22 protein-coding genes and 1 riboswitch are annotated in these 23,976 nt (G+C 63.5%); of the genes, 15 read left to right on the top strand and 7 right to left on the bottom strand.

Going from position 1 to position 23,976, the window contains the following annotated elements; all coding sequences use genetic code 11:
* Window positions 1-2 precede the first annotated feature (2 nt).
* Entirely contained in the window at window positions 3-389 is a 387-nt protein-coding gene (locus MOK15_RS16725) for a VOC family protein (RefSeq protein WP_347567230.1), read from the top strand.
* Here MOK15_RS16725 and MOK15_RS16720 read toward each other — a convergent pair.
* Complete coding sequence (locus MOK15_RS16720) at window positions 374-1,270, bottom strand: LysR family transcriptional regulator (protein ID WP_242933764.1); 897 nt, start codon at window positions 1,268-1,270, stop codon at window positions 374-376. The two genes, MOK15_RS16725 and MOK15_RS16720, sit on opposite strands and share 16 nt — an antisense overlap.
* A gap of 97 nt (window positions 1,271-1,367) precedes the next feature.
* Here MOK15_RS16720 and MOK15_RS16715 point away from each other — a divergent pair, with 97 nt between their 5' ends.
* Window positions 1,368-2,480 (top strand): S-(hydroxymethyl)glutathione dehydrogenase/class III alcohol dehydrogenase, encoded by a 1,113-nt coding sequence (locus MOK15_RS16715; protein ID WP_242932859.1) that lies wholly within the window; start codon window positions 1,368-1,370, stop codon window positions 2,478-2,480.
* Between the two features lie 2 nt (window positions 2,481-2,482).
* Window positions 2,483-3,316: an S-formylglutathione hydrolase gene (gene fghA / locus MOK15_RS16710; protein ID WP_242932858.1), complete on the top strand. Its 834-nt coding sequence runs from the start codon at window positions 2,483-2,485 to the stop codon at window positions 3,314-3,316.
* Here fghA and MOK15_RS16705 read toward each other — a convergent pair.
* Window positions 3,276-3,968 carry a histidine phosphatase family protein gene (locus MOK15_RS16705; protein WP_242932857.1) on the bottom strand — a complete coding sequence of 231 codons (693 nt, stop codon included), beginning with the start codon at window positions 3,966-3,968 and terminating at the stop codon, window positions 3,276-3,278. The two genes, fghA and MOK15_RS16705, sit on opposite strands and share 41 nt — an antisense overlap.
* A riboswitch (adenosylcobalamin (AdoCbl) riboswitch) is annotated at window positions 3,966-4,119 on the top strand. Its footprint overlaps the gene before it by 3 nt.
* 3 nt (window positions 4,120-4,122) lie before the next feature.
* Here MOK15_RS16705 and MOK15_RS16700 point away from each other — a divergent pair.
* The 3 genes from MOK15_RS16700 (at window position 4,123) to MOK15_RS16690 (ending at window position 5,892) form a co-directional block, all read left to right on the top strand.
* Window positions 4,123-4,350, top strand: coding sequence for a CbtB-domain containing protein (locus MOK15_RS16700; RefSeq protein WP_242932856.1), 228 nt, complete (start codon window positions 4,123-4,125; stop codon window positions 4,348-4,350).
* A gap of 12 nt (window positions 4,351-4,362) precedes the next feature.
* Complete coding sequence (locus MOK15_RS16695) at window positions 4,363-5,073, top strand: CbtA family protein (RefSeq protein WP_242932855.1); 711 nt, start codon at window positions 4,363-4,365, stop codon at window positions 5,071-5,073.
* A gap of 165 nt (window positions 5,074-5,238) precedes the next feature.
* Entirely contained in the window at window positions 5,239-5,892 is a 654-nt protein-coding gene (locus MOK15_RS16690; protein WP_242932854.1) for a YjbE family putative metal transport protein, read from the top strand.
* A gap of 58 nt (window positions 5,893-5,950) precedes the next feature.
* On the opposite strand, the gene MOK15_RS16685 is transcribed toward MOK15_RS16690, so the two are convergent.
* The 3 genes from MOK15_RS16685 to MOK15_RS16675 are packed head-to-tail and all read right to left on the bottom strand — an operon-like array spanning window position 5,951 to window position 9,855.
* Complete coding sequence (locus tag MOK15_RS16685; RefSeq protein ID WP_242932853.1) at window positions 5,951-7,258, bottom strand: CitMHS family transporter; 1,308 nt, start codon at window positions 7,256-7,258, stop codon at window positions 5,951-5,953.
* Window positions 7,259-7,292: 34 nt separating this feature from the next.
* Window positions 7,293-8,780, bottom strand: a complete 1,488-nt coding sequence (locus MOK15_RS16680) for a porin (RefSeq protein WP_242932852.1) — start codon at window positions 8,778-8,780, stop codon at window positions 7,293-7,295.
* A gap of 1 nt (window position 8,781) precedes the next feature.
* Window positions 8,782-9,855, bottom strand: coding sequence for an ABC transporter substrate-binding protein (locus MOK15_RS16675; protein WP_242932851.1), 1,074 nt, complete (start codon window positions 9,853-9,855; stop codon window positions 8,782-8,784).
* Between the two features lie 110 nt (window positions 9,856-9,965).
* On the opposite strand from MOK15_RS16675, the gene MOK15_RS16670 reads away from it, so the two are divergent.
* The 4 genes from MOK15_RS16670 (at window position 9,966) to MOK15_RS16655 (ending at window position 14,875) form a co-directional block, all read left to right on the top strand.
* Window positions 9,966-10,619 carry a response regulator transcription factor gene (locus tag MOK15_RS16670; protein ID WP_242932850.1) on the top strand — a complete coding sequence of 218 codons (654 nt, stop codon included), beginning with the start codon at window positions 9,966-9,968 and terminating at the stop codon, window positions 10,617-10,619.
* On the top strand, window positions 10,609-12,000 hold the full coding sequence (locus MOK15_RS16665) for a sensor histidine kinase (protein ID WP_242932849.1): 1,392 nt from the start codon (window positions 10,609-10,611) through the stop codon (window positions 11,998-12,000). The genes MOK15_RS16670 and MOK15_RS16665 overlap by 11 nt, the downstream gene beginning before the upstream one ends.
* 92 nt (window positions 12,001-12,092) lie before the next feature.
* A complete protein-coding gene (locus tag MOK15_RS16660; protein WP_242933763.1) occupies window positions 12,093-13,724 on the top strand; it encodes an alpha-L-arabinofuranosidase C-terminal domain-containing protein in 1,632 nt (543 codons plus the stop codon).
* Complete coding sequence (locus MOK15_RS16655; protein ID WP_242932848.1) at window positions 13,721-14,875, top strand: glycoside hydrolase family 43 protein; 1,155 nt, start codon at window positions 13,721-13,723, stop codon at window positions 14,873-14,875. Before MOK15_RS16660 ends, MOK15_RS16655 begins: the two co-directional genes overlap by 4 nt.
* A gap of 49 nt (window positions 14,876-14,924) precedes the next feature.
* Here MOK15_RS16655 and maiA read toward each other — a convergent pair whose 3' ends face one another.
* Together maiA and MOK15_RS16645 are read right to left on the bottom strand one after the other, a co-directional pair.
* Window positions 14,925-15,560: a maleylacetoacetate isomerase gene (maiA, locus tag MOK15_RS16650; RefSeq protein WP_242932847.1), complete on the bottom strand. Its 636-nt coding sequence runs from the start codon at window positions 15,558-15,560 to the stop codon at window positions 14,925-14,927.
* Entirely contained in the window at window positions 15,553-16,251 is a 699-nt protein-coding gene (locus tag MOK15_RS16645; RefSeq protein WP_242932846.1) for a fumarylacetoacetate hydrolase family protein, read from the bottom strand. The genes maiA and MOK15_RS16645 overlap by 8 nt, the downstream gene beginning before the upstream one ends.
* Window positions 16,252-16,519: 268 nt before the next feature.
* Here MOK15_RS16645 and MOK15_RS16640 point away from each other — a divergent pair, with 268 nt between their 5' ends.
* The 5 genes from MOK15_RS16640 (at window position 16,520) to MOK15_RS16620 (ending at window position 23,873) form a co-directional block, all read left to right on the top strand.
* Entirely contained in the window at window positions 16,520-16,852 is a 333-nt protein-coding gene (locus MOK15_RS16640; RefSeq protein WP_242932845.1) for a hypothetical protein, read from the top strand.
* Between the two features lie 66 nt (window positions 16,853-16,918).
* Entirely contained in the window at window positions 16,919-18,163 is a 1,245-nt protein-coding gene (locus tag MOK15_RS16635; RefSeq protein WP_242932844.1) for a TolC family protein, read from the top strand.
* Window positions 18,164-18,167: 4 nt separating this feature from the next.
* The gene (locus tag MOK15_RS16630; RefSeq protein WP_242932843.1) at window positions 18,168-19,307 is read left to right on the top strand and encodes an efflux RND transporter periplasmic adaptor subunit; all 1,140 of its coding nucleotides are present in this window, start codon (window positions 18,168-18,170) and stop codon (window positions 19,305-19,307) included.
* A 3-nt stretch (window positions 19,308-19,310) separates the two neighbouring features.
* Complete coding sequence (locus tag MOK15_RS16625) at window positions 19,311-22,538, top strand: CusA/CzcA family heavy metal efflux RND transporter (protein ID WP_242932842.1); 3,228 nt, start codon at window positions 19,311-19,313, stop codon at window positions 22,536-22,538.
* A gap of 246 nt (window positions 22,539-22,784) precedes the next feature.
* Window positions 22,785-23,873, top strand: coding sequence for a glycoside hydrolase family 68 protein (locus tag MOK15_RS16620; RefSeq protein ID WP_242932841.1), 1,089 nt, complete (start codon window positions 22,785-22,787; stop codon window positions 23,871-23,873).
* Window positions 23,874-23,976: the final 103 nt, after the last annotated feature.

Below are 23,976 nucleotides of genomic sequence, written 5' to 3'. Positions count from 1 at the left end.
GGATGGGGCTGCGCGGCGTCCACCATATCGCCATCATCGGCTCCGACTATCCGCGCTCACGCCGTTTCTACACCGAAATCCTGGGTTTCCCGATACTCCATGAAGTGTATCGGGAAACCAGGGATAGCTGGAAATGCGATCTCGACGCCGGCAATGCGCGGATCGAGCTATTCTCCTTCCCCACGCCGCCGCGGCGCCCTTCACGGCCCGAAGCCTGCGGCCTGCGCCACCTCTCCTTCATTGTGACCGACATCGATGCAGAGGTCGCCCGCCTCGCCACCCATGGCGTGGAATGCGAACCGATCCGCGTCGACGAATATACCGGCCAGCGCTTCACCTTCTTCGCCGATCCCGACGGCTTGCCGCTGGAACTCTATGAGGAAGGCTGACCCGCGCCAAGCGCCAGCGGCAATTCGCGCCGCAGCATGGCGACCAGCGCCGTCACCTTCGGCGAGAGGTGCCGCCGCTGCGGATAGACCGCCCAGATCGGCTCGTCCTGCGGCCGGATATCGGCCAGCACCAGTTCCAGCGCGCCGGTCCGCACATGAGGCAGGACATAGAATTCCGGCAACTGACAGATGCCCATGCCCTGTACCGCCGCATCCAGCACCGCCCGTCCGCTGTTGACCCGCAACCGTCCCTGCGGCCGATGGATCACGTCGCGGCCGTCGACCGAAAAATGCCAGGTCGATGCCGACCCCAGCAGGCAATCATGCCCCTCCAGTTCCTCCAGCGTACCCGGCCGTCCGCACCGGTCGAGATAGGCCGGCGCCGCGCAGCTATAGAGCGAACGCGACGCGATACGCGTGCGGATCAACTGGGAATCCGCCATCTGCCCGGTGCGGATCGCCAGGTCGAACCCGTCAGCCACCAGATCGACAAGCCGGTTGGTCAATTCCATCGCGACGCTCAGCCGCGGGTGGGCGGCGACATAGCGGCTGACGATCGGCGCCACGAACAATTCGCCCATCGCGGTCGAGCAGGTGATGCGCAACGCGCCCTGCGGCTCGCCCGTGGCGGTTACGGAGGCGATCGCCTCTTCCCGCTCCGCCACCAGCCTTTCGCAATGGCGCAGGAAGGTCTGGCCCGCGTCGGTCAGCGTCACCCGTCGCGTGGTGCGGTGGAAGAGTTGCACGTCGAGCCGCTTTTCCAGCCGCGCGATCGATCGGCTGATATGGGTGACGGAGCAATCCAGCTTGACCGCAGCCGCGGAAAAGGAACCAGCCAGCGCAGCGGCGACAAATTCGTCGATCCCGGCCCAACCGTCCATCATTATCACCCTATGGTTATAAACTTTTGCCAGATGCCCCCTTTATCACTCAGCAGCAGAAGCGCTAGGCCCACGCTACGCCATCAGGAGAAGCATCATGAAGACCCGCGCCGCCGTCGCGTTCGAAGCCAAGAAGCCGCTGGAGATTGTCGAACTGGATCTGGAAGGCCCCAAGGCGGGCGAGGTGCTGGTCGAGATCATGGCGACGGGCATCTGCCATACCGACGCCTATACGCTTGACGGCTTCGATAGCGAGGGCATTTTCCCGTCGGTGCTGGGCCATGAGGGCGCGGGCATCGTGCGGGAAGTCGGCGCGGGTGTCACCAGCGTGAAGCCGGGCGACCATGTGATCCCGCTCTACACACCCGAATGCCGCCAGTGCAAAAGCTGCCTCAGCGGCAAGACCAACCTGTGCACCGCAATCCGCGCGACGCAGGGCAAAGGGTTGATGCCCGATGGCACCACACGCTTTAGCTATAAGGGCCAGCCCATCTATCATTATATGGGTTGCTCCACCTTCTCCAACTTCACCGTCCTGCCCGAGATCGCGGTGGCCAGGATTCGCGAAGACGCGCCCTTCAAGACCAGTTGCTATATCGGTTGCGGCGTGACCACCGGCGTAGGCGCGGTGGTCAACACGGCCAAGGTGCAGGCCGGCGAGAATGTCGTCGTCTTCGGGCTTGGCGGCATCGGCCTCAACGTCATCCAGGGCGCGAAGATGGTCGGCGCGGACAAGATCATCGGCATCGATATCAATGCAGACCGGGAAGAATGGGGCCGCAAGTTCGGCATGACCCACTTCATTAACAGCAAGGGGCTGTCACGGGAGGAAACGGTCGCAAAGATCCTGGAAATCACTGATGGCGGCGCTGACTACAGCTTCGACGCGACCGGCAACACCGAAGTGATGCGCACCGCGCTGGAATGCTGCCATCGCGGCTGGGGTGAGAGCATCATCATCGGCGTGGCTGAAGCGGGCAAGGAAATCGGCACCCGCCCGTTCCAGCTCGTCACCGGCCGCGTGTGGAAGGGCACGGCCTTCGGCGGCGCGAAGGGCCGGACCGACGTGCCCAAGATCGTCGACTGGTACATGAACGGCAAGATCGAGATCGACCCGATGATTACCCATGTGCTGACGCTGGAGGAGATCAACAAGGGTTTCGACCTGATGCACGCGGGCAAAAGCATCCGCAGCGTCGTGGTCTTCTGACCGTGGAGACAGTCTCACAGAACCGAGCCTTCGGCGGGACGCAGGGCGTCTATCGCCATGCCTCCACCAGCACCGGCACGGACATGACCTTCTCCGTCTATGTCCCGCCGCATGAGGAAGGCGCGAGGCTGCCGGTGGTCTGGTATCTGTCGGGCCTGACCTGCACCCATGCCAATGTGACCGAGAAGGGCGAGTTTCGCCGCGCCTGCACGGAACTCGGCCTGATCTTCGTTGCGCCGGACACCTCGCCGCGCGGAGAGGATGTGCCGGACGATGCGGCGGGCGCCTATGATTTCGGCCTGGGCGCGGGCTTCTATGTCGATGCCACGCAGCCGCCCTTTGCCACCCATTATCGCATGTGGTCCTATGTGACGGAGGAACTGCCCGCGCTGGTCGCCGCGCATTTCCCCGCCGACATGGGCCGCCAGTCGATCATGGGCCACAGCATGGGCGGCCATGGCGCGCTGACGATCGGCCTCACCTTCCCCGACCGGTTCAAAGCTGTGTCCGCCTTCGCCCCGATCGTCGCGCCGTCGCAAATGCCTTGGGGGCAGAAGGCGCTGGGCGGCTATCTGGGCGACAACAAGGCGGCGTGGCGTCAACATGATGCCGTCGCGCTGATCGAGGATGGCGCGCGAGTGCCGGAGCTATTGGTGGATCAGGGCGCGGCGGACCCATTCCTGGCCGAACAATTGAAGCCCGAGTTGCTGGAAGCCGCCTGCTCCGTCGCAGGGATCGACCTTAACCTGCGGGTCCAGCCTAGCTATGACCATAGCTATTATTTCATCTCCACCTTCATGGAGGATCATCTGCGCTGGCATGGTAAGCGGCTTTAGCCTTTCCACCACTATCAATAGGGAGCGCGCCAAGCGCCTGCAGGCGCCATGCCCGATTGAAGGAAAGGCGGCAGAATGAAAGCGGGGCGATGTCGATGGCGAGGGTCGCGCGCAACGGCATGTCGAGCATATGAGCCAGCGCGGCGCGGATCATCATCGGATGCGTAATCGCCCCCGGCCGGCCTGACGTCTGCCCCGCCAGGCTATCGATCCAGGAGCCGATGCGCGCGGCGGCATTCGCCATATCCTCCCCATCCGGAGCGCCGGCGGCGGGATCGGCAAGCCAGGCTGCCAATCCATCGGGATGCGATGCACCGACCTCCATAATGGTGCGCCCGCTCCACGCGCCATGATCGACGTCACGCAATGCGATTTCCGGTTCCACCGGCAGCGCCATGGCCGCTGCCGTTTCCATCGCGGACCGCGCGGGACTGCAAAAGAGCCGATCAAACCGCACGCCCGCCATCGCCGCCACGGCCGCGCGACGACCGGCATCGTCCAGCGGCTCTTCCGGCCCGGCAAAGCCACCCGATCGACTGAAGCGTGTCGCACCGGCACAGACCAGGGTAAGGGTAAGGGTAAGGGTAAGGGTAAGCGTAAGGGTCAGGCAAAGCTCCGACAGACAGTTGACGCCGATCGCCTGCCGGTTCAAAGGACAGACAGCGTCCAGGAAGAGGAAGCCGGTGCAAATCCGGCGCGGTCGCGCCACTGTAATCGATGCCCTTGCCGCGCGTCGAGAGCCAGATTTTCTTCCTGGGCTTTTGATACCCCCATCGGGACGCGACATCCCGCAAAGGAGCATGACCATGGCCAGCAATGCCGCCCTGTTCGACGACGTTTTCATTCCCGTACGCGGGCAGGCCGCAATTCCGATCGAGGATATCGCCCCCTGGGCCGTGTTCGGGTTGCTGATCGCGATGATCTTTCTCTATTTCGTCAGCACCGAACAAGGTGCCTATGCCCTGTTCGACGGCATGTATGTGCATGAATATGTGCATGACGGCCGTCATCTGCTCGGCTTCCCCTGCCACTGACAGCCCAATCACATGACCAAGGATCTCTTGTGGCGCGGAATGCTGGCGGGCATTCTGGCGGCCCTGCTGTCGACCTTGTGCGCGCGCGTCATCGCCGAGCCGCAGGTCGACCTGGCCATCGCCTATGAAGCGTCCCATGCCGCCCATGATATGGGTGGCGGAGAGGAAGAACTGGTCAGCCGCGCTACCCAGAAGGGCGCGGGGCTGCTCACGGCGTTGACGCTTTATGGCGCTGCGGTGGGCGGCATTTTTTCGCTGGTTTTCGCTTATGGCTACGGGCGGATCGGGCGGATGGGACCGCGCAGCTTCGCGCTGCTACTGGCGGGCCTGGCCTTCCTGCTGGTCGTGATCGTGCCGGCGATCAAATATCCGCAGACACCGCCTGCCGTCGGGCGACATGAAACGGTGGGCGTCCGCACCGCCGCCTATTTCGCGATGATTGTCCTGTCCTTGGGCGCTGCGGTGATTGCTGGCAGGCTGCGCATGGCGCTGTCCCGCTCCTGGCGCAGGATCGATGCCGTCCTGCTCGCGATCGGCGCCTATCTGCTGCTGGTCATGCTGGGCCAATATCTGCTGCCCACGATCGATGAGGTGCCCGAACATTTCCCCGCGAGCCTGCTGTGGAATTTCCGCGTTGCCGCCATGGCAACCCAGTTGGTGCTGTGGGCGACGATCGGCGTGGCGTTCGGCCTGTCGGCGGAGCGGTTGCTGCAACGCCAGTAACAGCCCGCCAGGGGAAGTGAAGCTGCGTGCGATAGTCATGCCGCCCTGAAAGGCTGATGACAGCTTCGCTTCCTATTCGGCGGCGGCCCCAATCCGCATGACAAAGGCCGTTCGTTCAGGCGCTGGCGTCCCGACGCCCTCTCCTGCCGGATGGCGAGAGGATTTATGAACGACATCTGGCATCATATCGTCGCCGACTTCTCCAATCTTGGCTCCCCTTCCGCACTGGCCGCTTTCGGCCAGGTGGTGTTGATCGACATCATGCTGGCGGCCGACAACGCAATCGTCGTCGGCGCGCTCGCCGCCGGGTTGCCGCCGGCCTCCCGCCGCAAGGTGATCGCGATCGGCGTGATCGCCGCGCTGCTGCTGCGCATTGCCTTCGCCCTGCTGGTGACGCAGTTGATGCAACTTGTCGGTCTGGTCTTCGCCGGCGGGTTGCTGCTGGTCTGGGTCGCTTGGAAGATGTGGCGCGAGCTGCGGTCGAACGGCGAGGCCGAAGATGCAGAGGATATCGCCGGCAAGGCTGCGCCCAGGAGCTTTGCCCAGGCCGCCTGGGCCGTCGCTATCGCCGACGTATCGATGAGCCTGGATAATGTCCTCGCCGTTGCAGGCGCGGCGCGCGAGCATCCGGGCATCCTGGTCATCGGCCTGATCCTGTCGGTCGCGTTGATGGGCGTGGCGGCGAACCTGCTCGCGCGCGTGATCGAACGGTATCGCGCCATCGCCTATTTCGGACTGCTGGTGATCCTCTATGTCGCTGGCAAGATGATCTATGAGGGCGCGATCGATCCGGCGACGGGCCTCATCACCCTCTTCTGATTCCCCAGCGTCAGAATAGGAGCGGGCCAGCGCCGCTCCTATTCTGGATGCATGACCGTCAAGCGACGAAGGGGAAGGCCAGCGCGATCATCCCGACCAGGGTCATGACGATGCAGACCGCTGCGGCAGGCAGCAGGGTGAAGCGCTGGTGATCGGCCAGGTCGATCCCCGCCAGGCTGACCAGCAGATATGTGGACGGCACCAGTGGACTCAGCAGATGCACCGGCTGGCCCATCAGGGAGGCGCGGGCGATCGCCATCGGATCGACGCCATAATGCGACCCAGCCTCAGCCAGGATCGGCAGCATCCCGAAATAGAAAGCGTCGTTGGAGATGAAGAAGGTGAAGGGCATGGAGAGCAACGCCGTGATCGGCGCCATATAGGGGCCAAGCACGGGCGGGATGACACCTACCACTTCCTTGCTCATCGCCTCGACCATGCCGGTGCCGCCAAGGATGCCGGTGAAGATACCAGCCGCGAAGATCAGTGAGACGACCGACAGGACATTGCCCGCATGAGCGGCAATCCTTTCCTTCTGCTGGGCGACGCCCGGATAGTTGACGATCATGGCGATGGCGAAGGCGATCATCATCAGCACGGAAAGCGGCAGCACGCCCCAGACCAGCAGGCCGAGCAGCGCGACGACCAGCAGCGCGTTGAACCAACGCAGATGCGGGCGACGCGCTTCGGGATATTGCGAGACGCCAAGGTCGGCAATGTCGACCGGCTCGCGCTGCGGCACATGAACATGGCCCAGGCGACGGCGTTCCTTGATACCGAACCAGAAAGCCAGGCCGAGCAGAAAGGCAAGGCCTGCGATCATGCCGGGAATAAGTGGCAGGAACAGGGTGGCGGCATCCAGCTTCAGCGCGCTCGCCGCGCGGGCGGTGGGGCCGCCCCAGGGGGTAAGGTTCATGATCCCGCTCGTCACCATCAACAGGCAGACGAGATAGATGCGCTTCATGTCGAACCGTTTGTAGAGCGGCAATAGCGCGGCGATGGTGATGATGTAGGTCGTGGACCCGTCTCCGTCGAGGCTGACGATCGCGCACAGGACCACCGATCCCAGCAGGATCAGCAACGGATCGCCATGGACGAGCTTCACCAGCCGCCCGACCAGCGGATCGAACAGGCCGGTATCTGTCATGGTCGAGAAGAACAGGATGGCGAAGAGCAGCATCACGCCCGTCGGCGCGAGATTCTTGATACCGTCGATCATCATGTCACCAAGGCCGGCGGCCTGGCCAGCAATCACGCCGAAGAGAGAGGGGATGACGATCAACGCGACCAGCGGCGTCATCCGCTTGGTCATGATCAGCGTCATGAAGGTGGCGACCATCAGGAAGCCGAGCAGGGCAAGGTTCATCGCTGCGTCCTTGATTGGGCAATAAGGGGGAAGATCAAAAGGTCACGCCGACACGCGCGCTGACGGTCTGGCCATCGTCGCTGCCGGTAAAGACGCCGGTGCGGTTGTTGGTGCGCCAGTGGATGCCGTTCACCTGGATGCGGGTGAAGCTGTTGAGATACCAGTTCACGCCCAGGGTCGCGGCCCAGCCGTCGCCGCCAAGAACAAGATCGGTATAGTCCAGATTTTCATAGCGCGCGGTCAGTTCGATCGCGCCCGACCCGCCATTCAGCACCGGATCGAGCACATTGGGCTGGCCGAAACTGCCGAGGCGCGGGTTATAGGGCGGCAGTTCGCCGGTTAGGAAGAAGCCGGTGGACAGGCTCCAGGCCTTGCTCTTGAAGTCGGGGCGCCCGCCATCGAGCCGGGCGATCCGCTGGCCCGCTTCGCCCATGACCCAGAGGCCGCCGGTATAGCCGCCCAGTTCGACGCCATAGCCGGTCGTCGACCGACCGCCGAGCAGTTCGCCTGTAGATACCCGCACCGCGCCGTTGAAGCGCCCGCCAATCACGGTGCTGCGCGTGAGCGTGGTCGCCGATGAAGACAGCGCTTCGTCAAAGCCCCATGCGCCGACATGCAACAGCGAGCGATCGGTCTTGACCGGGTTCCAGTGGAAACGGGCGGAGGCCGTGCGACTGTCGTTCGTCGTCTGCTCACCGTCGACCCGGTCGCCGGTCACACTGACCGATGCATGCCAGTTGGGGCCGAACATGCGGCCCATGATGCCGATGCCATAAAAACCGCGCTGCGGGATGATCGCGGTGGACACGACGCTGCGTTCAAGGAAGGGAGTCGAATCCGACCCGGTGCTGCCCTCGAACGCGCGGTCGTTGAACAGGTGGCCAGCGCGAATATCATAATCGACCTTGCTGCTGAGCCGGTTGCGCCAGCCGAGGAAAGCAGTGACGATGTCGACTTCATTTTCGGAAAAGTCGGTTTCAAACTGATAGAAGAAGTGCGGACCCACACCACCTTCCAGACCCAGGCGCAGCGCGCGCATTCCGGTCGTGGTGGTGTTACGCCCGGCATAGTCGGAACCAAAGGTCGAGCTGACGTCGACCAGGATGCGGCCACGCGGCTTGTAGGTGAAGACGCCATCGGCCGAACGGAAGACGGGCAGGCCCGCGCCCCATTCGGTGGTCACGCCCGATGGATTGGCGGCGACGGCGCGGGCCTGCGCCACGTCGATGTCGGCGGGGCCGGGCGGCACAATCTGTGGGGCGAAAGGCGTAATGACCAGCGGCGGGGCGGTTTGCTGCTGGACAACCTGCGGCGCGGGCTGTTGCGATGGCGCGGATGTGGCAATTTGCGCCACGCCCTGCCCTTCCAGCCGGTCGAGGCGCGCCTTGAGTGCGGCGATTTCGGCCGCTTGCGCCTTGACGAGCGCAGCCAGTTCTTCGGGGGTGGGCGCCTGCGCCAATGCGGGCGTGGCGACGATCAGCGCCAGCGCGGCACAACCGCCGCGCAGGATGGAGGGGGTCATTCTACTTGGCTCCGGAGGCAAGGATCGCATTCCAGTCACGCAGGAAGCGCTGCTGCTTGAGGCGATCGAGATTGGCGAGAAGCTGCGGGCCGACACGAATCGGCCGGGCCTGGGCAGCGGGAAGGCGGCGGCCGTTTATGTCGGTGCGGACCGGCCAGAGGCTGTGCTGGGCGAGCAGGGACTGGCCCTGACGCGACAGCAGGAAATCGAGGAAGAGCTTGGCGGCAGCAGGGTGCCGCGCTTCTCGCGCGATGAAGGCGATGCGCGACATCACAATGGTATAGTCCTGCGGGAAAACGACACCGATACGCGGGTCTCGACGCGCGCGCTCCACGGCATAGGAACCGATGACATTATAGGCGATCGAGAGCTTGCCTTCGGCCACGCCGCGCAACATCGGTTCAGTGGTGATCGACAGCACCGGGCGCGTCGCCGCCATCGCCTCCACCAGCGATCGCGTGTCGCCGGTGATCGCATAATCCTGCGTCAGATAAAGATAGCCGGTGTTGGAACGCGCCGGATCGAAGGTCGCGACTTTGCCCGTCAGCGCCCTGCGATCCTTGCGCAGCATAGCCTCCAGCGCGACGCGGCTGCGCGGCGGCTGCGGGATCGCTTTCTTGTTGTAGACATAGGCGATCGGCTCGGCGGTCACGCCGAAACCCATATTCTTCCAGACCGCAGATGGCGGCAAGGCAGGCTTTTCAGGGCTGGCATAGGCCTGGGCGAAGCCGTCGTTGATAAGCTTCACCTGCTGGTCCATGGCCGACGACCAGACAAGGTCGGCCGAAGGTTTACGTCCCTGCGCTTCCGCCAGGAAGCGACGAGATATTTCGTTGGAGCCGAGATCCGCATAGCGGACGGTGACGCCGGGATAGCGGCGTTGAAAGGCGAGGATGACCGGCGCCATTTCCGAGGTATCGGCATTGGCGTAGACGATCACCTGCCGTTCCGTCCTGGCATCGGCGATCAACTGGTCATAGGAACGCGGATAGCCGGCAGGTCGTTCGGCAACCGCCGCCGCAGTCGTGACGGACAGGCTTGCCAGCGCCGCCACTATCTGAATAACCCTTCGCATCAACCCTGCTCCTCGCTTTTCCGCTTCTTTGGTCGGATAAGATGTGAAGCCCCGTTACGAAGCCAAGCTGTCATCAACCTTTCAGCACCAGGTGCCCTATTCGGATTTTGATGATCGAGGATGACGCCGCACTGGCGCGCAGCATTTCCGCCCTGCTCCGCGCGGGCGGCCATGCCGTGGACCATGTCGCGACCGGGGAAGACGCGCTGGCGGTGATCGGCAGCGAACCCTATGCGCTGGTCATCCTGGACGTCGGCCTGCCCGACATGGACGGCTTTGCCGTGCTGGCGGAGCTGCGGCGGCGGGGCGAGAAAGTGCCGGTGCTGATGCTGACCGCGCGCGACGCGCTGGACGACCGGGTGCGCGGGCTGGATCTGGGCGCCGACGATTATCTGCGCAAGCCCTTCGACCCGGAGGAGTTGGAGGCGCGGGTGCGAGCGCTGGGACGGCGGCGCGGCGGCGATCCTACGCCGGAGATCAGCTTCGGTACGCTGACCATCAACCGCTCCACCGGAACGGCGGAGGTGGCGGGACGGCCGCTCGACCTGCGCCGACGCGAACTGGCGGTGCTGGAAGCACTGGCGACCCGCGCGGGGCAGGTGGTGCCGCGCGAATTGCTGATCGGGGAAGTGTTCGGATTTGACGAACCGGTCGGCAGCAACGCCATCGAAGTGCATGTGACGCGGCTCCGGGGTAAGCTGGCGCCCGATGGTCCCGGTATCCGTACCGTGCGCGGCGTCGGCTATATGCTCGATGCCAGCTAAAGGGATTGGGAAAGCGCGCGCTGTCGCGCTGCGGACCCGGCTGCTGGCGGCCATGCTGGGGCCTTTGCTCGGCGCAGCAGCGATCATCGGCATCGGCGGGGCGACACTGATCGCCGACGTGGTGCGCCGGACCAACGACCGGGTACTGGGCGGCGCGCTGGGCGCGATCGCCGAAACCGTACAGGTGGAGCGCGGGGAAGTAACGCTGGACCTGCCACCCGCCGCCTTCGGCATGTTGGAGAATAGCGAGCGCGACAATGTCTATTACCGGATCGCAGTGGGCAGCGAGTTGCTGACCGGCTATGCCGACCTGCCCGCGCCCGATCCGGCGACAATGGCGGTGGACCAGCCCCGTTTCCGCTTCGCGCGCTATCGCGATCAAGGTGTCCGCATCGCTGAAGTGAAACGGATGCTTCCCCGGATCGACCGCCCGGTTATCGTCCAGGTCGCCGAGACGCTCGACAATCGCAAGACGCTGGCGAGGCGGCTGACGATCGCACTGCTGTTAGGCGAGGTGGCGTTGGTGGGCGTCGCCATCCTGCTGCTGCGCCCGGCGTTGGGGTGGAGCCTGCGCCCGCTTGCCCGCCTGCGCCGATCGGTGGAGGCGCGCGACGCCAGCGTGCGACCCGATTTCTCCCCGCTCGATGCCGGTCCATTGCCCAACGAACTGCGGCCGCTCGCCACCGCCTTCGACCATCTGCTGGCGCAACTCGACAAGGCAACCGGTGGCGTACGCCGCTTCACAGCGGACGCCTCCCACCAGATGCGCACGCCGCTGTCGGTGCTGAAAGTGCAGATCGAACTGGCCCGGCGAGGATCATCCGCCGCGCTGGACGAAATTGCCGACGCGGTGCAACGGCTGGAGCGGCTGGTGACGCAATTGCTGGCGCTTGCCCGCGCCGAGGAGGGCGGCGTATCCCCTCCCCTGGAAACGGTCGATCTCAAGGAAGTGAGCGCCGCCGTGATCGGCCGCCTTATCAACCAGGCGATCCAGGCAAAGGTCGAACTCAATCTGGACGCGCGGGAGGATGAAACCTATCTGGTTCAGGCGCACCGGACATTGGTGTTCGAAATCATCGCCAATCTGATCGACAACGGTATTCGCTACAACCGGCACGGCGGCTCCGTGACCATCACCCTGTCACGCGACCCGGATCATGTGACGCTGACCGTCGGCGACGATGGGCCAGGCATCCCTCCGGCTTATCATGACAAGATATTCGAACGATTTTTCCGGGTGAGCGGCCAGACCGGTCCGGAGGGGACGGGCCTTGGCCTTGCCATCGTGCAGTCCGCTGCCTTGCGCATAGGCGCTAGCGTCGCGATAGCGGACGGTGGGCCGGGAACACTGATATCCGTCCGTTTCGCTACCGGGCGATAGGCCTCCCCGTCAGGAACCAGCGACGAGCTGGCCGCTTGACGACCGCGATACTTGCCCGCATAATTACTCCGACAAAAGGGGAGTGATTGCGCGTGGGCCAGGCCGGACGGAAACTTTGTTGCGGGATCGCCGCGATCGGCGCCCTGTTTCTCAGCCTATCCACGCCCCAGGCAAAAGCGCGGCAGCCGTCCGCGTCCGTTGGGGACGCCCAACTGATTGTCGATACGGACAAACCCGGCCCCACCATCGATCCCAATATCTACGGCCAGTTTGTCGAGCATCTGGGCCGTGGCGTCTATGAAGGCATCTGGGTCGGTCCCGATTCTCCTATCCCCAATGTGCGCGGTATCCGCAGCGATGTCGTCACCGCGCTTCGCAAGGTACAGATCCCCGTCATCCGCTGGCCGGGCGGATGTTTTGCCGATGGCTATCATTGGGCGGATGGAATCGGTCCCGCCAGCCAGCGGCCACAGGGCATCAATGCGGCCTGGGACAAATCGCCCGAAACCAATGCGTTCGGTACGCATGAATATATGGATTTTCTCGATCAGATCGGCGCCAAGGCCTTCGTATCGGTGAATGTCGGATCGGGAAGCGTCAAGGAAGCCGACGACTGGATGCGTTACATGACCGCGCCGGCCGACAGCCAGCCCGGCAAAGCCCGCGCAGCCAACGGACGGACCGAACCTTGGGCGGTGCCCTTCATCGGTGTCGGCAATGAAAACTGGGGCTGCGGCGGCAATATGACCGCAGACAGTTACGCGGTCGCCTTCCGCCATTATGCCGCCTTCCTGCGCAACTATTCAGGCGAAGGGGCGAAGCTGATCGCCGTGGGCGCCGATACGGACGATTATGACTGGACCGATCGCGTCATGGCCCAGGCGATGATGTGGCGGCCCCATCCGACACCGCTCGCCTATACGACGGATCGCCCGCTAATGTGGGGCCTGTCGCTCCATTTCTATACCTTCGCCGGCAATGACTGGCGCAACAAGGGACGCAATGTCGGCTTCGGCGCGGCCGAATGGGCCTCCGCACTGGCGCGCGCCAATCTGACCGACGAACTCATCCGCCGTCATTCGGCGATCATGGACAAATATGATCCGGAAAAGCGCGTCGCCCTGGCCGTGGACGAATGGGGCGCCTGGTTCCAGAGCGAGAAGGACGCCCCGTCCCAACTCTATCTGGAAAGCACGTTGCGCGACGCGGTGATCGCGGGACTTAGCCTCAACATCTTCAATCGCCATGCTGACCGGGTGCGGATGGCCAATCTCGCCCAGATGGTGAATGTAATCCAGTCGCTGATCCTGACCGACGGCGCGAAGATGGTGGTGACGCCAACCTATCATGTGTTCGACCTGTACAAGGCGCATCAGGGCGCGGCGCTGATACCGGTCGAGGTACAGGCCCCCGACTATATCGAAGGCGATACGCGCCTGCCGGGCCTCAGCGTCTCCGCCTCGAAGGATAAAGCAGGAAAGCTGCACCTGACCATCGTCAATCTCGATCCGGCGCGTGCCAGCAATCTCCATATCACGCTCAAGAGCGGAACATGGCGCAAGGCGAGCGCTCAAACGCTCACCGCCGACCGGATCGACACGCGGATAGGGTTCGATGCGCCCGACCCCTTCATACCGCAGCCGCTGCCAACCCGAATCAGTCAGGGGCAGGTGAGCGTGAAGATCGCGTCCAAATCGGTGACGCTGGTGGAAATCGAACAATGAGGGAGGAACTTCGTACCATGCAGCCAAAGGCGAGGATCGGAATATTGGGCATCTGTCTGGCCCTGGGTTGGACCAGCCTTACCGGTGCGGCGCAGCCCGTCGCCGCCGACCAGGTGCGCCAACTGGATATCGTCCAGACCCTTGCCAAGCCGAAAGACGGCAAGGCCGAAGGCGAAGCAACCCTATCCTCCTATCTCCTCGTCTATTTCAAGGATGAGACCCATTCGCTGCACTTTGCCGTTTCCACCGACGGCTATCATTTCACCGACGTCAACAATGGCCAGCCGGTTCTGAACGGGCGCGACATCGCCGAGCAGAAGGGGATACGCGATCCCCATATCGTCCGTGGCCCCGACAATGCCTTCTATCTCGCCATGACAGATCTCCATATCTTCGCGAAACGCGAAGGATTGCGCGATACGGAATGGGAACGGCCCGACGAAACCTATGGCTGGGGCAATAACCACGCGATGATCTTCATGAAGTCCTACGACCTGATCCATTGGTCCCATGCGATCGTACCCGTCGACCGCCTGTTCAAATCGACCGCCAATATCGGTGCGGCCTGGGCGCCCGAAACCATCTATGATCCGCAGAAGCGAAAGATGATGGTCTATTTCACGACCCGCAACGGCAAGGAAACCGACCATATGGTCTATTCCTATGCCGACGATGCCTTCACGACGCTCGTCACCGAACCCAAAAATCTATTCACCTACCCCAAGGTGAGGATCAGCACGATCGACGGGGACATTACGAAGATCGGCGACACCTATCATCTCTTCTACGTTGCACATGACCGCCCCGGATATCTGCGCCAGGCCACTTCTGCCCGGATCAACGGCGGCTATGTCTTCAACCCCGCCAAGATCGATCCGGAAACCGTCGGCACTGAAGCGCCGAATCTGTGGCGGCGGCATGGCACGAACACCTATGTCCTGATGTACGACGTCTTCGGCGCAAAGCCGGTCAACACCATGGGCTTCTCCGAAACGGAAGACTTTGTTCATTTCCGGAATCTGGGGCATTTCAACGATCCCGGCTCGCCCATGAAGGCGACCAATTTCGTCCAGCCGAAACATGGCGCGGTGATCCCGATCAGCAATGAGGAACTGGACCGGCTGCGACAATATTTCACACCAAAGGGCTGAGACGCGCGCCCGCACGTCACGCCCATCCGGCGGCCCCCATCTTTGCTCCCTATTCCGCGTCCGGCTGGTTCTGCGGTGCGGCCTTGTTGAATGCATCGAGCGCCAGACAGGCCTGCTCCACCGCCAGCAATCTAGGCCATCGCAGGTCGACGCAGAAACGCCGGGCATTCACCAGTTGCGCCACCAGGAAAATGTCAGCCAGCGTCACCTGATTGCCGAAGCAATATGGCCCGTCCTCATCCGCGATCAGCCGGTCGAAGGCGTCCAGCCCTTCGTCGATCGCCTGCACGGCCCAGCCCGTCACCTGTTCCTTGTCCAGACCCAGGCCGCGCAGCCGATCGAGTATCTTGAGGTTCTGGACCGGATGGGTGTCGCAGGCGATGACCTGCGCCGCCGCGCGCACCCTGGCCCGGCGGATCGGATCGGCGGGAAGCAGCCTTGGTCCCGCCGCCGTCTCGTCCAGATATTCGCAGATGGCGAGGCTCTGGGTCAGCACTGCGCCGTCGATCTCCAATGCAGGCAGCAGCCCTTGCGGATTGAGCGCGAGATAATCCGGCGCGCGCTGCTCGCCCTTGCGCAGATGGTGGAAGGCATCGGCATAGGCGACACCTTTCAGGTTCAGCGCTATCCGTACCCGATAGGATGCGGTCGAGCGAAAATAGCCGTGGAGGACGGGTTCAGTCATGGGCCTTGGGTCCAACCTTGATGATGCAATCGGACAGGCCGTCGATGGTCACGACGATCTCGTCCCCCTCGACCACCGCGCCGACACCTGCCGGCGTGCCGGTGTAGATCAGGTCGCCCTGCTCCAGCCGGTAGAAGCGCGAGACATAGGCAATGACGTCGGGCACATTCCAGATCAGGTCGGCCAGGTCGGCATCCTGCTTCACCACACCATTGACGGTCAGCGCGATGCGCCCGGTCGACAGATGACCGACTGCATTGGCCGCATGAATGATACCCAGCGGCGAGGATTGCTCGACATTCTTGCCGGTGTCCCAGGGGCGGCCCTTGTCGCGCGCTTCGAACTGCAGGTCGCGGCGCGTCATATCGAGGCCGGTGGCATAGCCATAGACATGGTCTAGCGCATCGACCGCCATGATGTTGCGTCCGCCCTTGCCGATGGCGACCACCAGTTCGGCCTCATAGTGGAAATTGGCGGTTTCGGCGGGATAGGCGATCATCGAGCCGGACAGCACCACGGTTTCAGCCCATTTGGTGAAGAAGAAGGGCGCTTCGCGGTCCGGGTCCCTGCCCATTTCGCGGGCATGGGCGGCATAGTTTCGGCCGATGCAGAACAGGCGGCGGACAGGAAAGCCATTGCCTTCGCTGGTCGCGACTATCACGGGCGCCTGCGGCTCAAACAGGGTGGTCACGTACTCAACTCCTTGTACAAATGCAGTTTCTCCCGGGCCGCCTTGTCCGAATAACCAAACAAGATAAGGGTGCTGTCGGCGCGCAGACGCAGCTCATGCCAGGAGGATATGACGAAAATGTCGCGCGGTCGAAGGGCAATTTCCTGTCCTTCAACCAATGCAGTGCCCCGGCCTTCGACCGTCTGATCAAGACATATATCCCGCTTTGAAGTTGATCATGCTTGCGCAGGGCATGACAGCAGTCCGCCGCGATGCTAAGGGAGCGGCCATGCAACGATTGCTCTCGCTTCTTGCAATGGCCGTCATCCTCCTCTCGCTGGGCGTGGGGTCGCTGGCACATGCGCGCGAGAGCCTTGATTGCGTGAGCACCAGCATCAGTTCGTCCGTCGATCATAGCGACGGGGACGGCGACCAGCTTCCCGACGACGATAGCGCCATGCCGCATCATCATGGCGGCTGCCATGGCCATCATGTCGGCACACCGGTCCATCGCCTGACGATGGGAGAGACTGCTTCAGGCCGTCACAAGCCAGTGATGCCCCCGGCCGGTCGCCTGTCGGCCGTGGCCCCGGACCCTGCCCTGCGGCCACCCATCGCCTGAAGCCGATCCATCGGCCCGTCGCCTTGCGCGACGCGGCCCGGTTCGTCGTTTCAGGAGATTTTCATCATGTATCGCTTCATTGCGGCCATGCTGGCCGTGGCCTGCTGCATTCCCTTCGCCGGAGCACAGGAAGGGTCTTCGCCCTTTACTCTGGCGAAGGCGCTGAATCTGGCAGGCGTCCGGTCCCCCGCTGCACAAGTAGGCACCGCAGGCGTCCAGGCGGCCGAAGCCGCCCAGGCCGTCGCGCGGCTCCGCCCCAATCCCGAACTCAATCTGCAAACCGAAAATGTCGCCGGCAGCGGTAGCTATCGCGGCTTCGGTAGCGCGGAAACCACGGCACAAGTCACCTTGCCGCTTGAAATGGGTGGCAAGCGGTCGGCCCGCATGGCCATCGCAGACGCCCAGCATGACCGCGCACTGATCGAGCAAGCGGTGGTCATGGCCGACCTCAGCCTGTCCGTCACCCAAAACTATATCATTGCCGTCGCCTCTGAACGACGCGCCGCCATCGCCGCGCGGCAGGTCGAAATAGCGGAGGAGGCAAGCCGTGCGGCCGTTATTCGCGTGCGCGCCGGTCGTGCATCTCCTCTGGAGGAACAGCGCGCAGGTCTGATGCGGATCAACGCGCAAGCGCTGTCGGAACAGAACCAGCGCGCCGCCATCGTCGCGCGGGCGAATCTGGCGCGGCTGATCGACGCAGCGGTTGACGGCCCGCTCGACCAGCCCTGGTTTGATCGCCTGTCGTCCACTGGCCCCATCGATCGCCCGCCGCCGGAGATGATGCTGGCCGCCCGCGCCGCCGCGTTGGATGTTGCTACGGCGGAGGCGCAGGTACGTCTCGCTGGAGCGCAGCGCGTACCCGACCTTCAACTGTTCGCCGGCCCACGCAGGCTGGCGGCAACCAACGACACGGCCATGCTGTTCGGCGTCTCCTTTCCGTTGCGGATCTTCAACAATGGATCGGCGGCCATGGCGCAGGCGCGCGCAGCACGGCAGCAGGCCGACTCCACGCGGCGCATGACCGAAATCCAGTTGGCGCAGGCGATTGCTTCGGCCGATGTGGAAGTCGCCAATGCCGAGACTGCCGCACGCATCGCCAGCAGCACCGCGCTGGCCATCGCGACCGAGGCGGCACGTATCGCCCGCATCGGCTATCGCGAAGGCAAGTTCGGACAGATCGATCTGCTCGATGCAGAACGCTCGCTCGCCGAAACCCGGCTGGCCGCGATCGACGCGCTCACCGCCTATCATGACGCTTCGGCCCGCCGCGACCGCCTGACCGCGCCGGCGCCGCTTTCATCCAAGGACTGATCCGATGAAGTCATTCACATATGCAGTGCCACTGGCGCTCGCTCTGTCGCTCGCCGCCTGTAGTGGCGGCACGGCAGACAATGCCACACCTCAGGCTCACGAAGAAGATCATGAGGAAGAAGAAGGCGTCGTCACTTTGACCGACGCCCAGATCCGATCGGCCCAGATCGAACTGGTGCCGGTCGATGCAGCGGGCACGAAGGGGATGCTGTCCCTGCCCGCGACGATCGAGGCGGACCCGCAAGGGATTCAGATAGTCACGGCTGCGATTGGTGGCCGCATCGTTGCCCTGAACCGCAATCTGGGCGAGACGGTTCGTGGTGGCGAAACGCTGGTGGTAGTGGAGAGCCGCGAGGCCGCACAGATACAGGGCGATATCGAGGCCGCATCAGCGCGGCTCACGCTGGCGCGCAGCAATCTCGCCAGAGAACAGCGACTCTTCGCTGAGAAAGTGTCGCCCGAGCAGGATCTGATCGCCGCCCGTACCGCCGCAACCGAAGCCGCTATCGCCCTGCGCCTCGCGCGCCAGCAACTCGCCGCCACCGGTCGTGCGAGCGGCGGCTTGAACCGCGTCGCCCTTCCCGCCCCCATTTCCGGTCAGATCATCGGCAGGACCGCATTATTGGGTCAGGTCGTTGCTGCCGATACGGAAGTCTACCGCATCGCCAATCTTTCGAAGCTGTCCGTTTCGGTGTCGCTTTCGGCCGCCGATGCCGCGTTGATTCGACCCGGCGTGGCAGTAACCATAACGGGTCAGGGCCGCAGCGCGCGCGCAACGCTGCGCTTCCTCTCGCCCATATTGGATGCGCAGACCCGGCTGGTCCCGGCCATCGTAGCACTGGATAATAGCGACGCCTCTTGGCGCATCGGCGAAGCCGTAACCGCTGCTATCGACCTGCCTGTCAAGGAAGGGGACCAGTCTATCAGCGTGCCGCAGGTCGCGGTCCAGACGATCGAGGGCAAGCCCAGCGTCTTCGTCCGCACACGCACCGGATTTCGGGCGATGTCGGTCGAGACCGGTGCCGTCAGCGGCGAACGCATCCTCATCACGCGCGGCCTGAAAGGCGGCGAACGCATCGCCGCCACCGGTAGTTTCATTCTCAAGGCCGAGCTCGGAAAGGGCGAGGCCGAACATGGACATTGATCGATGATCGACGCCATCGTCACATTTTCGGTCGCACGGCGCTGGCTGGTGCTGCTGCTGACCCTCGTCGCCTGTCTGATCGGTGGATGGGCGCTTCAGCGCCTGCCGATCGACGCGGTTCCCGACATCACCAACAACCAGGTGCAAGTGAATGTGCGGGCGCCTGCCCTGTCGCCCGAACTGATCGAAAAGCAGGTTGCCTTCCCCATCGAAACCGCGCTTTCGGGTATCCAGGGGCTGGAATATACACGATCGCTCAGCCGTAACGGCTTTGCGCAGGTCACGGCGGTCTTCACCGATGCGACCGATATTTATTTCGCGCGCCAGCAGGTGAATGAACGGCTCGCGGGACTTGCCGAAAGCCTGCCCACTGGCGTGACGCCCGAAATGGGGCCGATCGCGACGGGACTGGGGGAGGTCTATATGTGGACCGTCCACCTCGCTCATCGCAAGGACGACAGACATGAACCGGGCGAGCCGGGTCTGCAGCCGGACGGAAGCTATATCACACCCGAAGGCGAAAGGCTGGTCAGTCAGGCGGATCAGGCGACCTATCTGCGCACCGCGCAGGATTGGATCGTGACGCCCCTGCTCAAGAATACGCCCGGCCTTGCCGGCATCGATTCGATCGGCGGCTATGTGAAACAATATCAGGTCGTGCCTGACGTTCAGCGTCTGGCGGCGCTGCGCATCAGCCTCGACGACCTGGCCCGCGCGCTGGAGGAGAATAATGGCGCGGTGGGCGCCGGTGTCATCGACCGCAATGGGGAAGGACTGGCGGTGCGATCCGACGCGCGCCTGTCCGGTGCCGCCGACCTGGCCCGCACCGTCATCGCCACGCGGGAAGGCGTACCGATCTTGCTGAGCCAGGTGGCGACGGTGAAGACCGGGCAGGCGATCCGCATGGGGTCTGCCTCCGAAAACGGGCGGGAAGTCGTGGTCGGCACCGCCGTCATGCGTGTGGGCGAAAATAGCCGCACCGTGGCGGCAGCGGTGGCGAACCGGTTGGAGGCCATCAACGCCTCACTGCCGACCGACGTTATCATCCAGCCGGTTCTGGATCGCACCGCGCTGGTCCATTCGACCATCTCCACCGTGGCAAAGAACCTGACCGAAGGTGCGTTGCTCGTCATCGTCGTGCTGTTTGCCCTGCTGGGTAATTTCCGCGCAGCGCTGATCGCTGCCCTGGTCATTCCGATCACCATGTTGATGACCAGTTTCGGCATGTTGCAGGGGAGTATCTCGGCCAATCTGATGAGCCTCGGCGCGCTCGATTTCGGGCTGATCGTCGATGGGGCGGTCATCATCGTCGAAAATGCCTTGCGCCGCATTGCCGAGGGACAGCATCATCAAAGGCGGCTGCTCACCCTCGATGAACGGCTCGCCACCGTGGTGGCCGCGGCGCGAGAGATGATCCGTCCGTCCGTTTACGGCCAGGCGATCATCATCCTCGTCTACATACCGCTGCTCACACTGACGGGCATCGAGGGCAAGACCTTCACGCCGATGGCGATGACGGTCATCTTCGCGCTTGCCTGCGCGTTCATCCTGTCGCTGACCTTTGTGCCGGCGATGCTCGCCATCCTGCTGTCCAAACCGGTGGAAGAGAAGGAAGGCCGGATCATCGCGTGGATCAAGACGCGCTATGAACCTGGTCTGGATGGTGCGATGCGTCGCCCTACCCGTACGATCGGCATTGCCGTCGCAGCCTTCCTTCTGGCGATCGGCGCCTTCCTGACCCTCGGCCAGGAATTTCTGCCGCAACTGGACGAAGGAGACGCGACCGCCCAGATGTTGCGCATCCCCGGCACATCGGTCGAACAGAGCCAGGCGATGCAGTTCAAGGTCGAAAAGGCGATCGCCAGCCTACCCCAGGTGCTGTTCGTTTTTTCCAAGACGGGAACGGCGGAACTGGCCGCCGATCCGATGCCGCCCAATATTTCCGACACCTTCATTATCATGAAGCCGCGCGACCAATGGCCCGACCCCAGCTTGTCCAAGGCGGCGTTGATCGCGCAGATCGAGCAGAAGCTGGAGGCTCTGCCCGGCAGCGCCTTCGAAATCAGCCAGCCGATCCAGATGCGCTTCAACGAACTGATCGCCGGGGTGCGCGGCGACATAGCGGTCAAGGTCTATGGCGACGATCCGGACTCCATGGCCCGCACCGCCAATCGCATCGCCGCGATCCTGCGCAAGAGCGAAGGTGCCACCGACGTGCGGGTCGAGCAGACGGAAGGACTTCCCATGCTGGACATCCGTCCCCGCCGGGAAGCGCTCGCCCAATATGGCCTGTCCGCCAGAGCCGTGCAGGATGTCATCGCCGCCGCAGTTGGCGGACGCGATGCCGGCATGATCTTCGAAGGCGACCGGCGCTTTGCCGTCACCATCCGCCTCGACGATCGCCAACGTGCTGACCTCGCGCAACTGGAACAGATACCGGTGCCGACACCGGCGGGCGTCCATGTGCCGCTGTCGAGCGTGGCAGACATTGCGGTCACGACCGGACCGAACCAGATCAGCCGGGAAAATGGCAAGCGGCGGATCGTGGTGCAAGCCAATGTGCGCGACCGGGACGTCGCCAGCGTGGTCGCCGACGCACAAGCCGCCGTCGCCACGGAATTGCGCCTGCCCGCCGGCGCCTATCTGGAATGGAGCGGGCAATTCGAGAATCTCGCCTCCGCCCGCGAACGGCTGATGCTGGTGGTGCCTGCATGTTTCGCGTTCATTCTCCTGCTGCTCTACGGCGCCCTGGGTCGGGCGCGGGATGCAGTGATCGTCTTCACCGGCGTACCACTGGCGCTGGTCGGGGGGATATTGGCGCTGTTCCTGCGCGGCATGCCTTTTTCCGTGTCCGCTGCGGTGGGCTTCATCGCGCTATCGGGCATCGCTGTGCTCAATGGTCTGGTGATGTTGACCTCCATCCAGCATCTCGTAGCGCAGGGCATGGCGGCGGCCGACGCCGCCAGGGAAGGTGCGAGACAGCGGTTGCGGCCCGTCGTCATGACCGCGCTCGTCGCTTCGCTCGGCTTCGTGCCGATGGCGCTCGCTACCGGGTCAGGCGCCGAAGTCCAGAAACCACTGGCGACCGTGGTGATCGGAGGCCTCGTCTCCGCGACGTTGCTGACATTGTTCATTCTACCGACGCTCTACGCCCGCTTCGGTAGCTATAATGCGGGGAAAGACCGGGTCCGGACGGGAGATAGGGAGACGGCAGCCGTCAAACCCGCCTGATCGTCGATGCCATCGTCGATACTGGACTTCGATGATGGCATCGCTTCCCTATCCACTCAATCCTGCGTCCTTGGCAAAAGACATATTGCAAACGTTTGCTTAATTGCATATTCCGTTCTCGGAACACTGGTTCGGAGCATTGCCCTCTGGGGCGCACGCAGTTCGAATCGGTTCCCATTTCAGGGGAGGATGTCGTCAAGACTGCACGCTTGATGGCGTCCTCCTCATGCAGAGAGGACGCCGAATATGCTCACATCCTGGACTGCCGAGCATGTCGGCGCAATTTCCACGAACCCGTCCACCTCGGCATTAATCGCCGCAGATGACTTTGTGCGCATATCCCCTTCCATCGATATATGGGATGCTTGGCCCGTGCAGAAACGCGATGGCGCGCCTCTTCTTCTCGATGGTGGCGCTCAATTGTGGATGGCGCTGGCGGCGCCTCGGTTCGACAATCCCGATGAACGCCACGAACATGCGCGCATTCACCTCTTCCTTCGGACGGACGATCGCTGGGACCATCTGGGTCCGGCCATGCCGGACGGTTTCTCTCCCGGTAGCCGGGAATGGTCGGGATCGGCTATTTTCGATGAAGCCGTGGGCGAAGTGATCCTCTACTTCACGGCTGCCGGCCGCCGGGACGAAGCGGAACTGACCTTCGAACAACGCATGTTCAGCGCCCGTGCCCGGTTGACGAAAGAGGGCCGCCTGGTGGAGTGGGGCCAACTCATAGAGGTCATCCCCGCCCAACCCGCGCTCTACATGCCGACGACCGACGGCGGGCAGATCGGCACGATCAAGGCCTTTCGCGATCCGGCCTATTTCCGCGACCCGACCGATGGCCGCCATTATCTGTTCTTCGCCGGATCGCTCGCAGGGTCGGCATCCGCCTTCAACGGAGTTGTCGGCGTCGCTACGGCCCCGGCTGATCAGCCCGATCACTGGACCATCGCGCGCCCGCTGCTGTCGGCTGACGGTGTCAACAATGAACTCGAACGGCCGCATGTCATCCAGCACAAAGGCCTATATTATCTGTTCTGGTCGACGCAACGCCATGTCTTCAATCCCGAAGCGGCGATCGGGCCTACCGGCTTGTACGGCATGGTCAGCGAGGGGGTGTCCGGCCCCTGGCGGCCAATCAATGGCAGTGGGCTGGTTTTCGCCAATCCGCGCGAGGCGCCTGCTCAGGCCTATAGCTGGATGATCTTGCCCGACCTTTCCGTCACCAGCTTTGTCGATGACTGGGGTGTCGGGACCGAACGCCGCTTCGGCGGCAGCTTCGCGCCCTTCACGCAGCTCTGGCTGGACGGCGACAGGGGCGGCATTGCAGCATGATCGTCACGCCTCCGGGCGCGGTCATCCCAGTGCTGGACCTGCGGGACTGGCGGATCAAACAGACAGCGAAACGGACAGCTATGAAGAAAGAAATGCGGGTCGT

Source organism: Sphingobium sp. BYY-5, assembly GCF_022758885.1.
In the GTDB taxonomy this organism is placed as follows: Bacteria; Pseudomonadota; Alphaproteobacteria; order Sphingomonadales; family Sphingomonadaceae; genus Sphingobium.
The sequence above is the reverse complement of the archived record's forward strand: the minus strand, read 5'-3'. Positions and strand labels throughout refer to the sequence as shown.